Here is a 13,502-nt window from a genome sequence, read left to right as displayed (position 1 = left end):
AGCCATTCATGAACCTGGAGCTTGACGGCAAGATCGCGCTGGTAACGGGGCTATCGTCCCCCGTCGGCGACGAGGTGGTCCGTGCGTTGCGTACCGCCGGCGCAACGGTGCTTACGCAGCGGGCACGCGTTCTCGAACTGGTGGGTGAAACGGGAGACGGTCAAGCCAATGTCGACAGTACGCCGGCGGAAATCTTCACGGCGCGACGTGCGGTTGAACTGGTTGAACGCACCGTGCTTGAATTCGGGAGACTCGATATCGTCGTCCATAACGGCTGCGCGCGCCTGGATGCGGGAAACGATTTCGAGATTCACGAACGAGAGATCGATCACGCGTACGCCGAGTGCGTCAAGGCTGCGTTTTACATCGCCCATGCCGCAGCTTTGCAGTATCGGCGAGTCAAGCGAGGCGTGATCGTCAATATCGCGCCAACTGCCGAAGCAGATTCCTGGTGCGTGCCGTGGCAGAGCGCCTGTGCCGCGGCGCTCTGTCAGCTGTCCCAAGCAATGGGGCAACGATTGAAAGGTGACGGGATCCGTGTCAATGCCGTCTGTCCAACGGTACCCTCATATGACGAGTTTCGCCGCGCCTCACATGGTGTGACGCTGCAGCCGACCCCGCTGCCGTCGATCCCGAGGCGAGATGACGGCATGTCCGCCGCAGTGCGTGCCGCTCTATTCCTGGCTTCGGAGGCGTCACACTACATTTCGGGTCTCGTGTTCCCGATTGAGGTCAATTCGGGTTTTTGTTAGAAGAATCGTTGCTGCGGGCTTCGTGTCGCGTTTTCCCGTATTTACCTGAAAATGAACAATTGTATTATTGTGATAAACATTTGTTCAAAATGGCGGCACGAAATAACCGCCGGATTCGTCTCGTTTGTTAAAGCAGTTCGTGCGAGGCAGGAGACATGCAATGGAACTCGTTCGGTTCGGTTTACTGGCATTGGCTGTTACGTGGGCGCTGCAGCTCATCGCCGGGTGGGCCCATATGCGCTACTACCGGGACACGCTCAGAAAAACTGCGCGAACGTGGGGCGACGGCTTTCTCGGCGTGGGGACGTTCAAGCCGCGGATCGGGCGCGGCGCAGTTGCGATCGTCGTCATCGGTGACGATTGCATTGTCAGACAAGTATTGGCCATGTCTGGACTGACTGTGTTCGCTCGTTTCGAGGCGCTTTCCGGATTCAATGGCGGGTCGATCGGCGAGTTTCAACACAATTTGGAGTCCTTGGCGCTTGCACCTCGTCTTAGGCACGCGCTTCACAACGCACTCGACATGGCTTGCAGAACCGCGAACGCTAACCGTCCTATCGGTGCCGTGATTGAGTAGACGAACGCCGTACAGCACGCAGGTCGCAGCACTGTTTTGATTGACGCATCTGTCGCACATCACAACTTCATCAGGAGACAACCATGAATCCGCTGGATTTTCTTACTCATGCCGCCGAGGCATTTATCGGTGTATTCAACGCAGGCGGAAAGACGTTCGTCGGCTTTGTTACAGGTATTTTGCCGACACTGATCGTGCTGCTCACCGCGGTCTACACGATCATCGCGCTGGTGGGCGAGCAGCGGATTCAGGGATTGGCTCGTTTCCTTTCGAAGAACATCGTGACGCGATATTCGCTGTTGCCGTTGCTCGCGATGTTCTTTCTGACCAATCCGATGGCCTACACGTTCGGCGTCTTCCTTGAAGAGCGTCACAAACCCGCGTTCTACGATTCAGCAGTGTCCTTGTGTCATCCGATTACGGGCTTGTTTCCGCACTGCAATCCCGGCGAGCTTTTCGTCTGGCTTGGTGTGGCAGCAGGTATCACGAAGCTTGCTGAAACCCATGCCGCACCGTTTTCATTGCCGAAACTCGCGCTCTTCTACCTGGGCGTCGGCCTTTTCGTCAATCTCCTGAAAGGGGTACTGACCGAAGCGATCACCCGCATGCTCGCGAAGCGCGAAGGTCTGACGCTCTGAACTCGACACGATAAAACACGAGAAATCATCTGGAGGAGAAGGAAATGGATGCGCGTACGTACAAGGCGGTTGAGGTTCGAAAGGGGGCCAACGGCTGGGGCGGCCCACTCGTCATCGCACCGACGGTGGAGCGCAACAAGATCGTAGCCGTGACCGGAGGAGATATTCCGAAGGTGGCACAGCGGTTGGCCGATCTGACCGGAGCAACGGTTGTGGACGGCTTTCGCAATCCGCCGCTCGAATCGGAAATCGCGGCTGTCGTCATCGATTGTGGGGGAACCGCGCGGTGCGGCGTATATCCGCGAAAGCGCATCCCGACAGTCAATCTGAGTCCGGTCGGGCAGTCGGGCCCGCTTGCGCAGTTCATTACCGAGGATATCTACGTGTCCGGTGTCGAATTGAACAGCTTGCGGTCGGTCGACGACGACGCGTCGAACGTCGACGCGCATCGCGCCGCCTTGACGAACGGCGACACATCATCCGCCGCAACGCCGTCGCCGGCGCAACCGCGAACCGGGGCAAGCCACGGCGGCTTCGTTGGGATGATCACGTCGGTTGGCCGCGGCATGGGCGGCGTCGTGAATGTGCTGTTCACGAGTGGGCGCAAGTCGATCGACACCGTCATTCGCAACGTGCTGCCTTTCATGGCGTTCGTGACGATGCTGATCGGCGTGATCAATTCGACCGGGGTGGGGACCGGGCTCGCCCATCTGCTTTCGCCGCTGGCCGGTAATATCGTCGGGCTCGTGATCCTGTCGGCGATCTGCGGTCTTCCGTTCCTGTCGCCCGTACTCGGACCGGGTGCCGTGATCGCGCAGGTCATCGGCGCGGCAATCATCGGGCCGGCCATCGGCAATGGCACGATTCCGCCGCATATGGCGCTGCCGGCGCTGTTCGCGTATGACACCCAGGTCGGTTGTGATTTCGTGCCAGTCGGGATGGCACTCGGCGAAGCGAAACCGGAGACGATTCGCGTCGGCGTGCCGGCCGTACTGATCAGTCGACAGATCATGGGGCCGATCTCGGTGTTGATCGCCTGGGTGGTCAGTTTTGCTCTCTAAAAACATCTTGAGGTCACGCATGCATTACTACAAGACAATCATTTCCAGTATCGGCGAAGAGGTGGAGTCCCTTCTCGAAGGTGGCGTGCTGATTTTGTATTCGGATGGAGCGCCTCCCGAACTGGCAGAGGTGTCGGTCCTTCACCGCGTAGAGCAGGCGCACAGCCACGCGCCGCGTATCGGTTCCGTGCTGCGCATCGGCGAAATTTCCGCGGTCGTGACCGCTGTGGGACCGACGGCCTGGAACAAGGTGAGCGAACTGGGCCATGTCGTCATCACGTTCAATGGAGCCCATTCGGCAGAGCGCCCCGGCGAGATCTGCGCATCGACGGTCGATTGTGAACGGCTCTTCAAGAGCATGCAGAAAGGGACCGTCATCGAGATCGTTGACGCCTGAATCGCGCCGACGTCAATCGTCGTCACCCACGGAATACGAAAAGGCATCGTCATGTTGGAAACTCAGGTTGTTGTCAAGGTACACGAGGGTCTGCACGCGCGCCCCGCGACGCAATTCGCCAAGCTTGCGAAGGAGTTCAATAGCGCGCTGAAAATCGGGAGAGGCGATGCATGGGCGGACGCGAAGAGCGCTGTGAAGCTCATGTTGCTAGGTGTGAAGCAGGACGAGCAGATACTTCTCCGAGCGGACGGCGAAGATGAATGCGAGGCGCTCGACAGGTTGACGCAATTTCTGTCGAATGTCAGCGCAATCGTGCAGGGCGCCACCGCGCCGGACGGCCATCAAGGGTCCGACGGCTCAGCGACGGCTCCGCGAGCGTTCGAGCACACGGCCGCGGCGCGATCCGCTGACGATGCCGATTCTTCGGGCGCATTGATAGGTGTTCCGGCGAGTGAAGGCCTGGCGTTCGGCAGTGCGCTCGCGTATGTTCGTGACGAGCTCGTGGTCGATCGCCAGTTCGTGTCGGAACACGAGGTAACAGACGAGGCCGCGCGATTCACCGCGACGCTCGAGTCCACTTTGGCTGCGATGCTCGAGCCGGGCGACGGGACGATGGGAAACGAGATCATCGAGGCGATCGCCGATGTCGCAAGGAGCGACGACTATGCGGGCACGATTCGCGAGCTCATCGCAACGCGGTGGAGCGCGGCGGCGGCTACGCTGAAATGCGGGCAGGATCTGGCGTTCGCGTTCGAATCGATGACGGACGAGTATCTTCGCAGCCGCGCCGACGACATTCGCGGCCTGACGCGCGAGATCGTGGCCGTGCTTCTTGGCAAGCAGCAGAAGTCGCTGCGGGAACTGGAGGTGCCGAGCATTATCCTTGCCGAAGAACTGTCCGCGCCGGATCTCGCGCGCGCGAACCTCGCCAATATCCTCGGAATCGTCTGCACATCCGGCAGCGCGACGTCTCATGTTGCGATCATCGCACGCTCGCATGGCATTCCGGCAGTTCTGGGTCTGCCGATCGACAAGGACAGACTGCGATCGGTCGCACGTGTATCGATTGACGGTACGACCGGGGAGGTCTGGCTCGACCATTCCGACGCGCATGAAAAGGAACTGTCGCGCCGTATCGACGCGCAGCGCGAACAGCAATCGGCGCTCCTTGCTTACCGGGACGTCGAGCCCTCCACGCGCGACGGACGCAAGATACTGATCGCCGCGAACATGGGTTCTCTGTCGGAACTTGACTCGGCCCTGCAAGCCGGCGCGATGGGCGTGGGACTATTCCGTACCGAGCTTTTGTTCATGGACCATCAGCGCGTGCCTACGGAGGACGAGCAATACGAAGTTTATGCCACGCTCGCACAGCGCTTTCACCCGTGGCCTGTCATCATTCGGACGCTCGATGCTGGCGGCGACAAGCCGCTGCCGGGCATTCGCTTCCCGAAGGAGGAGAATCCATTTCTGGGGTGGCGAGGCATCCGGATGTGTCTCGACTGCCCCGAAGTGTTCGAGCCGCAACTGCGGGCGCTACTGCGTGCTGCTGCCCACGGAAACATCTGCGTGATGCTGCCAATGGTCGACGATGTCGACGAGGTTCGCCGCACGAAGGCGATCATCGAGCGCATCGCTGTGGAACTGACCGAAGCGGGGGTGCCGTTTGCGGTTCCGAAGCTCGGCATCATGATCGAGACGCCGGCTGCAGTTCTCACGGCCGATCTGCTGGCGCAGGAAGTCGAGTTCTTCTCGATCGGCACCAACGACCTTACGCAATACATCATGGCCGTCGATCGCATGAATCCCAGCCTTGCCTCGCTCTACAGGACCGAGCACCCGGCTGTCATTCAGGCGATCAAGATGGTATGCGACGCGGCGAAGCGGGCGCACATCAGTGTCGGCGTGTGCGGTGAAGCTGCGTCACGGCCAAACATGATTCCGGTGTTCGTGAACCTCGGGGTCGACGAACTCAGTATGAGCCCCAGCTCGGTACTGCGCGCAAAGAAACTCGTGACGGAAATCTGACTTCCGATCGGGAAACGACAGAGGCGTGGCATCGACGATCCACAAGATTCGTATTTGCCACTGCTTCGCGGGCCCGGTTTGATACACGGAGGGGCGGGCGACCTGTCTCGCCGCGCAGGTATCCGGTCTTGTCGGGCTATTTCACTATGCCTCCCGAGCTGCTTACCGGCCGACACCGCGCGATTCGAGGAGGCGATTTTGCCGGATGGAACTGCCGTCCGGTCTTCTCGAACACGCGCAGCCTTCACACCCGAAAGCCGTTCGAGCTTTCCCAAAAATTGCCTGGTTTCCTTCCACGGCTCGTCCAGTCGGGCGTCTGCATCAAGAACGCGTGATGAACCGCGAGGTGAAACGTCAGGCCGCACCCACCTGCAGCGAGGCTGCTCGTCGCGCTGAATCGGTTTTGCAGCGTCCGGCGCGTGCGGTCTCACCCCAGCTGCGTTTCACCCAGGCATACCGGGCGATGTCCGCGTGATCCCTGATCATCATTTGCCTTGTATTACCTGCCGGACGGTTGCTATCGCTACAGCCCTGTCTGACAGCGGGTGACGGCATGCGTAACAGATTCGCGGCGATTGCGACGAACGGCGCGGCCAAGTTTCGGACGCAGGGCAGGCCTACTGTCGCACTGATAAATTTTGGCGATCAGTGCAAATCGCGAATCGCAATTGGACCGCTTCAATTTGGAGGTGGACGATCGTTTCACTTGCCGTGAACAAAAAGCTTCTAGAGGCGAAATCGTGAGACAAATGTAGCGAAATAAACCGACAAATACCAGTCGTTGCTGCATTTCCAGGTGTTTTCGTACGGCGAAGATTCACATAATGACGGAGGTGGGACGGAGATGGAGATGAACATGCAAGAGATTCGCATAAGCGAATCTGCACCCAAAAAGTTGTCCGGAAACATGGGGCCGATCGGCCTGGCGCTGATGGTGCTCGCGTTCTCGGCACCTTTGACAACGGTATCCGGTTACATCCCGTTCGCGCTGATGTTCGGAGGCGTCAGCAGTCCGATCCTGTTCGTCGTCGTCACGATCGTTCTGCTGTTCTTTTCCGTCGGCTACGTGACGCTCAACAACATCGTCAAGCGCCCGGGCGACTTCTACGCGTTCGTCAGTTTCGGCATCGGGAAGTCGACTGGCCTCGGTTCAGGCATCCTCGCGGCGGTGTCGTATTTTCTGCTGCTCGCCGGGGTGACGTCGTTCTTCGGCGTGTCCTGTTCCGATCTCCTTCATGAAACGACTGGCGCCGTGCTCCCGTGGTACATCCCGACGATCGCATGCTGGATGGCGTGCGGGATCCTCAGCTACCTGCATGTCGAGTTGTCGGCGAAGGTGCTGACGTGGATCATGCTGCTCGAGATCGCGGTATGTCTCATCTTCTCGTTCTTCGTGCTGGCGAAGGGCGGGGCGGCGGACATCTCGGCAACCGCGCCGTTTGCGCCGAGCCAGCTGTCGAAGAGCGCGAGCGTGCCGTTCTCGGTGCTGTTCATCGTCGGTTTCTTCATGGGATTCGAGGCGACCGCGCTGTTCCGGGATGAAGTCCGGATGCCCGACCGGACGATTCCGGTAGCCACGTATGGTGCGGTCATCTTCATCGGCGTCGTCTATACCATTTGTGCGTATGCGCTGATCATGGCCTATGGGTCGCATGTCCAGGACATCGCTACCAAGACCCCTGCCGCAATGTTTCCCGACGCATTCTCGAAGTTCGTCAGCGGCCGTCTCCATGTCGTGATCTCGCTGCTGGTGCTGACGTCGGCGTTCGCATCGGCGCTGTCCACGCAGAACGTGCTGGCTCGCTACATGCACAACCTCGGCACCGACGGCGCGCTGCCGCGATTCCTCGGCAAGGTTCATCCGAAGCACGAGTCGCCTTATCTCGCGTCGATCACGGTGTCGGTGATGGTGCTCTGCGTGCTGATCCCCTTCATCGCGATGGGCGCCAAGCCCGATCTGCTCTACGGGCAACTCTCCGGAGTCGGTACGTCGGGGATCGTCGTTCTGATGGCCATCGTCAGCATCTCGTCGCTGGTGTGGTATGGCCGGAGCGGTAGGCACCAGGGCGTCAGCTTCTTCAAGTCGGCGGTCGCGCCCGCCATTTCGTCGGTGTTCTTCATCGCGCTCGTCGTGCTGATCGCGCAGCACTTCGATGTTCTGGCAGGTGGCGATCCGGGGCAGTACGTGTGGATGTTCTATTGCCTGATTGGTGTGCTGCTCGTCGGCATCGCACTGGCGCAATACTTCAAGTACCTGCGCCCGGAAATTTTCGAAAGACTCGGCCGCAGCCACAAGGACTGAATCGTTGAACGACCGGGGCGGACACGTTCTGCCTCATCCCGGGTCGTTTCTCCTTTGATCCCGAGCAATTTCGGGATCTTTTTTTATTTTCCGGCTCGTTGCATCAGATGCGCCCGGCTGCCAGTCACGGCCGGTGCGGAAACGTCACGACCGGATCATCCGTTCATCCAGAAGATGTCCGATTTGTCGGACGCATCCCAAACCATGGTCGTCGAGACTGCAAGCGAAAACAACAAACGGGCTGCAACACGCGCATCATTCTTTCTCGCTGGAATAAGCGTCGCGACGTGGGCGCCGCTGGTGCCGTATGCGAAGGCGCGGCTTGACGTCGACGAAGCGAAATTCGGCTTCCTGCTGCTGTTCCTGGGAATCGGCGCCGTCGGATGCATGCCGCTCTGTCAGCGCGCGGTCGAGCGATTCGGTTGCCGCAAGGTCATCGGCGCGGGCGCCGCGATGATCTGCGCATCGCTTCCGCTCCTGGCGACGCTGTCCGGCATGCCCGCGATGGCGATCACGCTGTTGATCTTCGGCGCCGGCCTGGGATTCGTCGACGTCGCGATGAATATTCAGGCCACGCTCATCGAGCGGCAAAGCGGCGAGCAACTCATGTCCGGCTTCCACGGCCTGTTCAGCGTCGGCGGAATCGCGGGCTCGCTGGTCGGCGGATCACTGCTGTCGGCCGGCGCGAATCCGCTTGGGGTAGCGGGTGCGATGGTCGCCGTCATCGCCGTGCTCATGTTTCGCTACGCGCGATACCTGGAGTCGGCAGGGCCCGGCGAGCGCACGGCGTCGGCGTTGATCCTGCCGCAGGGGATCGTGGTCCTGATGGGCGCCATTGCAATCGGATGCTTTCTCGTCGAAGGCGCGATGCTCGACTGGAGCGCATTGTTTCTGACATCCGTGAAGTCTTACGCGCAGGATCGCGCAGGCTTCGGCTATACCGCGTTCGCGATGACGATGGCGATCGGTCGACTCTTCGGCGACATGTTGATTACCCGGTTCGGCTCGCGCACGGTGATCGTCTCGGGCGGGACCCTCGGCGCAGTCGGGATGTGCATCGCGATTGCTTCGCCGTCGGGCATGGGCGCGATCGTCGGGTTTGCCGTATGCGGAGCCGGGTGCGCGAACATCGTACCTATCCTGTTTGCCGCTGCCGGGCGGCAAACGGCCATGGATCCATCCGCCGCGATTTCATCGATCACGACATTGGGCTATGGCGGCAATCTGGTCGGACCGGCGATTGTCGGCTTCTTCGCGCATGCGATCGGTCTGCATCTAGCATTTGCGTTGCTCGCCGGGTTGCTGCTGCTCGCCGCGTTCGGCGGCCGGAAGATCGAGTCGTGACGTATGCGCGCCGCGAATGAGTCGCGGCACGCGATCGAACGTCAGGCATGCGTTGTCGATTGATTACGAATTTCGATCAGCGAGCATTTTTGTTCTTCATTGGATTGAATCGGTCCAGGTTGATGTAATGCGCTGACGTCTTTCATCGTGAGCGAATGCCATGACCGATCTCTCATCCGGCGATTTCTCGGTCGCCGACATCGAAGCCGCCTCCGTGCGCATCCTGCCGTTCGTCGTGCGAACGCCTCTGCTCGAGAGCGAGGCGCTCAACCGTGCGGCGGGCGCCCGTGTACTCGTCAAGGCGGAAAGCCTTCAGAAGACGGGGTCCTTCAAGTTCCGGGGCGCATGCAATCGCGTGCTGCAAATTCCGGCAGCCCTGCGGCCGCGCGGCGTTGTCGCCTTCTCGTCGGGAAATCACGCGCTGGCGATCTCGGCGGTTTGCGCGCGGTTCGGCATGCCGGCCACGATCATCATGCCGGCGGACGCACCAAAGGCAAAAATCGAAGGCGCGCGGGCCTACGGTGCGACCGTACGTCTCTATGACCGACAAACGGACGACCGGGAAGCAATCGGCCGGGATATCGCGGAGCGCACCGGCGCGGTGACCGTTCCCCCCTACGACGATCGCCAGGTGATGGCCGGCCAGGGCACCGTTGGTCTCGAGATCGTGCAGCAGACGCAAGCCATCTCCGTGGTCCCGGATGTGGTGCTTGCGGCAGCCAGCGGCGGCGGGCTGGTCGCCGGGGTCGCGACAGCGATCAACGCGTACTGCCGGCAAGCGCGCATCTACGCTGTCGAGCCGAAGGGGTTCGACGATCACGCACGATCGCTGGCGAAGGGCGAGCAGGTCGCCAATGCCGCGGGCACCAGATCCATCTGTGATTCGCTGCAGGTCGCGTCTCCCGGCAAGCTGACGTTTCCGGTCAACAAGCGGCTGCTGGCCGGGAGTCTCGTCGTCGACGATGACGAGGTGCGTCGGGCGATGCGAGCGGCGTTCGAGACGCTGAAGCTCGTCGTGGAACCCGGTGGCGCGGTGCCGCTCGCGGCGGTCCTTGCCGGCAAGCTCGACGTAGCCGGAAAGACCGTCGTGCTGGTGCTGAGCGGCGGTAACGTGGACCACGACGTGTTCGTCAGTGCGCTGGTTTGATCATCCCGCACGTCTACCCAGAGCGCATTCCTGCCAGGAGGCAATTGCCATGCTGCAGCCAGACAGCAAACAGTATCGACGCGTCGCGCACACGATCGACGCATTCATGACGCTCGACTACACGGGCGTCGGACTGATCGGCAACATCTACGCGGCGCTGCAGAAGCGGCAACCCGGCTTCGCATGCATGGGCGCGGCCGAACGAATCGTCGAGGCGGTAAGGCGACAAGGGGGGCCGGTGCTCATCGCCACGGGATTCCCGGAGGGCGGCGGTGCGCCCGAAACCGATGGACCGGTGGGCGCCGCGCTGATGGCACGCGCATTCTTCCTGGGCCTGGGGGTGCCGACCGTCATCGTGATCGACGAGGACTGGGAGGAGATGATGGTGCAGACCTGCCGAGGCGCGGGGCTGGCGCCGATGCCGTTCCCGGACAATGGCGTGGTCAAAGGAATCGAGTACCTGCGGCCCGTCTACATCCGGACCGTCCCCAAGGACAAGGAAGGCAGTCATCGCGTGTCGGACGACCTGCTCGAGCGCACCCGGCCCAGCGTGATGATTTCGATCGAGCGCCCTGGTTGCAATGCGCTGGGGCTCTACCACGGCTTGGGCGGTCGTCCGCTCGACGGGCTCGTCGCCGATCTCGACTACCTGTTTTATCAGGGCAAGGCGCGCGGCATCCTGCATATCGGCGTGGGCGACGGCGGGAACGAACTCGGCATGGGTGTCATTGCGGCCGATCTGCCCGCGTTTTCGCCGAAGGCTGCGTCGACCGGCGTTGCGGGGCGTGGCGGCGTGGCGGCGGTCAATGCGGCCGATCACCTGGTCGTCGCGAACGTATCGAACTGGGGCGCGACGGGCATCATCGCGGCGCTTTCGGCGCTGCTGGAGAACCCTGTCGTGTTTCACGATCCCGAACTCGAGATCCGCTGCATCGAATGCTGTGTCAATTCGGGAGGCGTGGACGGCATGTTCATGGCGCCCGAGCCTGCCGTGGACGGCATCAGTGCGCTCGAATGGGAGGGATTGCTTCGTACACTTCGCGCAAGTGTTCGACGCACGCTTGGGGACTCGATCAACTGGCAGGGCGAACGCGGCGACTGGAGGCAACTGAAATGACGGAGAAAACCACGATCGATGCGCGCCTCGCCGAACTGGGCCTCGAACTGCCGCCGGCGAGCGTGCCGCGCGGCAGTTATCTGCCCGCGGTGCGGTCGGGGAACTACCTTCAGATAGCCGGGCAGGGCCCGCGTCTGGGCGGTGAGCTGCTGTATGCGGGAAAGGTCGGCACCGACCTCAGCGTGGAAGACGGGCAGCGTGCCGCTCGGCTCTGTGCACTGAATATCCTGAGCCACATCGGGCGCATGCTGGGCGGCGATTTTTCGCGCGTCGTCCGCATCGTTCGCGTGGCCGGCGTCGTGCAGTGCGATGCCGACTTTACCGAGCATGCGCAGGTGCTGAATGGCGCTTCCGATCTGTTCTTCGCCGTGCTGGGCGAAGCGGGGCGGCATGCCCGCATCGCGACCGGCGCCAATTCCCTGCCGTCCGGCATGGCGGTGGAGGTGGAGGCGACCGTCGAAGTCGCTTGATGCCCGCATGCGCGGATTGCCGGGCGCGACGGAATCACCGCGGCACGAAACCTGAAGGAATCGATGATCAATCTGAGAAGCCTGGAAACCTTCTACTGGGTCGCAACGCTCAACAGCTTTCACAAGGCGGCGACCAAGCTGCACACGACGCAGTCCGCGGTGTCGCACCGGATTTCCGGCCTGGAGGACGATCTGGGCGTGCTGCTGTTCGAGCGCGCGGCGCGTACCATCCGATTGACACCGCGCGGCCGGACGCTGCTGGAGTACGCAGAGCGGTTCCTCGCGCTTGAGTCCGAACTGATCGCGGCGATCGCGAGCCCTCGGACGCTGTGCGGCGTGGTTCGGCTGGGTGTCGCCGAAACGATCGTCCATATGTGGCTCACCGAGTTCATCGAGCGTGCGCATCGCGAACATCCGGGGATCGTCATTGACATCGTGGTCGACATCACGCCGACGCTTCGCGACGCGCTAAAGTCCGGCGAGATCGACATGGCGTTTCTGCTGGCCGGGCCCGTGGTGGATCCCGATTTCGTCGAAGTGCAGCTGTGCCGATATCCGGTCGACTTCCTCGTTTCCCCTGATCTCGATGTCGGCGACAGCCCGTTGACGCCGGACACCCTGGCGCGCTTCCCGATTATCACGCTGCCGAAGCGGACCCATCCGTACATCAGGCTGAGAGACGCCATTGCGACGCGGGACAAGCCGTCTCCGCGCATCTTCTCGAACGGGTCGCTGTCGACGATCGTGAAGATGGCGATCGACAGGATCGGCATCGCCGTGATGCCGGGTGCGGTTGCGCGGCGCGAAATCGAGACGGGAGTACTCGTCGTCAAGGAATCGACGCTCGCGCTGGACGATTTCGTATTCAGCGCGGCGTACGCGCGCGGGCTCGACGTACGCATCCACGAAATCCTGACCGGATTGGCCCACGACGCGGCCGCGTCGACGCGTCGCTAGACGCATGTTCCGACGTGCGACAGCGCGTCGCGATTAATGGGGTTGTATCAACGCGCAGCCCGTTGCCTGACGAGGTTTGGAGATTTTTATCATCCTTTGGGTGGACGAGGGATGCACACGTCATTTCTAGAATGAAATCAATTGCCGGCACACGCGATATCACCGTCCGGCTTGACGCGATGCGCGCGTTGCGCGCCTTTCGACAGGGCTTCAGGGAAGCGCGGCATGGCGATCATTTCGACCGACAAACAGGCTGTTGACCACCGGTTTTCGCAAGAGCGCCGGACAGGAGGGCGCAAATGACCGATGCGAGCGAGAAGCGGGTGGCCTCGACAAACCCGGCGGTGCGCTACGACGCATCGGAAAAGCAGAAGGCGTACGCGAAGACGGCGCGCATTCCGATCAAGATCGTCCCGATCGAGCCGCTTCGCAAGCCGCGATGGATCCGAGCCAAAGTCGCGACGCCCAACACGCGCTTTTTCGAGATCAAGACGATCCTGCGCGAGCACAACCTTCACACGGTGTGCGAGGAAGCGAGCTGCCCGAACATCGGCGAATGCTTCGGCAAGGGCACCGCGACGTTCATGATCATGGGCGACAAGTGCACGCGCCGATGCCCGTTCTGCGACGTCGGTCACGGCCGTCCCGATCCGCTCGACGCGGACGAACCGAAGAACCTCGCGCGCACGATCGCCGCGCTCAAGCTCAAGTA

Annotated in this window: 13 protein-coding genes and 1 pseudogene; all 14 read left to right on the top strand. The window is 61.5% G+C overall.

The window, feature by feature from the left end; translation table 11 throughout:
- Positions 1 to 8: 8 nt before the first annotated feature.
- On the top strand, positions 9 to 752 hold the full coding sequence (locus tag DIE12_RS09835; protein ID WP_124551122.1) for an SDR family NAD(P)-dependent oxidoreductase: 744 nt from the start codon (positions 9 to 11) through the stop codon (positions 750 to 752).
- A gap of 160 nt (positions 753 to 912) precedes the next feature.
- Positions 913 to 1,329 (top strand): transcriptional regulator GutM, encoded by a 417-nt coding sequence (locus tag DIE12_RS09830; protein ID WP_124474555.1) that lies wholly within the window; start codon positions 913 to 915, stop codon positions 1,327 to 1,329.
- Between the two features lie 83 nt (positions 1,330 to 1,412).
- Positions 1,413 to 1,967: a PTS glucitol/sorbitol transporter subunit IIC gene (locus DIE12_RS09825; protein ID WP_175761056.1), complete on the top strand. Its 555-nt coding sequence runs from the start codon at positions 1,413 to 1,415 to the stop codon at positions 1,965 to 1,967.
- 44 nt (positions 1,968 to 2,011) lie between these two features.
- Positions 2,012 to 3,028 carry a PTS glucitol/sorbitol transporter subunit IIB gene (locus DIE12_RS09820; RefSeq protein WP_124474554.1) on the top strand — a complete coding sequence of 339 codons (1,017 nt, stop codon included), beginning with the start codon at positions 2,012 to 2,014 and terminating at the stop codon, positions 3,026 to 3,028.
- Between the two features lie 19 nt (positions 3,029 to 3,047).
- A complete protein-coding gene (locus tag DIE12_RS09815) occupies positions 3,048 to 3,425 on the top strand; it encodes a PTS glucitol/sorbitol transporter subunit IIA (RefSeq protein ID WP_124474553.1) in 378 nt (125 codons plus the stop codon).
- Between the two features lie 51 nt (positions 3,426 to 3,476).
- The gene (gene ptsP / locus DIE12_RS09810; RefSeq protein WP_124551121.1) at positions 3,477 to 5,453 is read left to right on the top strand and encodes a phosphoenolpyruvate--protein phosphotransferase; all 1,977 of its coding nucleotides are present in this window, start codon (positions 3,477 to 3,479) and stop codon (positions 5,451 to 5,453) included.
- A gap of 205 nt (positions 5,454 to 5,658) precedes the next feature.
- Complete coding sequence (locus tag DIE12_RS09805) at positions 5,659 to 5,928, top strand: hypothetical protein (protein WP_124551120.1); 270 nt, start codon at positions 5,659 to 5,661, stop codon at positions 5,926 to 5,928.
- Positions 5,929 to 6,303: 375 nt separating this feature from the next.
- Positions 6,304 to 7,755 carry an APC family permease gene (locus DIE12_RS09800; protein ID WP_185641229.1) on the top strand — a complete coding sequence of 484 codons (1,452 nt, stop codon included), beginning with the start codon at positions 6,304 to 6,306 and terminating at the stop codon, positions 7,753 to 7,755.
- A gap of 54 nt (positions 7,756 to 7,809) precedes the next feature.
- Positions 7,810 to 9,099: an MFS transporter gene (locus DIE12_RS09795; RefSeq protein WP_221624276.1), complete on the top strand. Its 1,290-nt coding sequence runs from the start codon at positions 7,810 to 7,812 to the stop codon at positions 9,097 to 9,099.
- Between the two features lie 160 nt (positions 9,100 to 9,259).
- Entirely contained in the window at positions 9,260 to 10,246 is a 987-nt protein-coding gene (locus DIE12_RS09790; protein ID WP_124551119.1) for a threonine/serine dehydratase, read from the top strand.
- A 49-nt stretch (positions 10,247 to 10,295) separates the two neighbouring features.
- Positions 10,296 to 11,363, top strand: a complete 1,068-nt coding sequence (locus DIE12_RS09785; RefSeq protein ID WP_124551118.1) for a DUF4392 domain-containing protein — start codon at positions 10,296 to 10,298, stop codon at positions 11,361 to 11,363.
- Entirely contained in the window at positions 11,360 to 11,833 is a 474-nt protein-coding gene (locus DIE12_RS09780) for a RidA family protein (RefSeq protein ID WP_124551117.1), read from the top strand. Before DIE12_RS09785 ends, DIE12_RS09780 begins: the two co-directional genes overlap by 4 nt.
- A gap of 63 nt (positions 11,834 to 11,896) precedes the next feature.
- Entirely contained in the window at positions 11,897 to 12,790 is an 894-nt protein-coding gene (locus DIE12_RS09775; RefSeq protein ID WP_124551116.1) for a LysR family transcriptional regulator, read from the top strand.
- 299 nt (positions 12,791 to 13,089) lie between these two features.
- Positions 13,090 to 13,502: pseudogene (locus tag DIE12_RS09770) on the top strand (lipoyl synthase); the annotation flags it as partial.

The organism is Burkholderia sp. Bp9015 (genome assembly GCF_003853505.1).
GTDB lineage: Bacteria > Pseudomonadota > Gammaproteobacteria > Burkholderiales > Burkholderiaceae > Burkholderia.
This window is presented reverse-complemented; position numbering and strand designations above follow the sequence as displayed.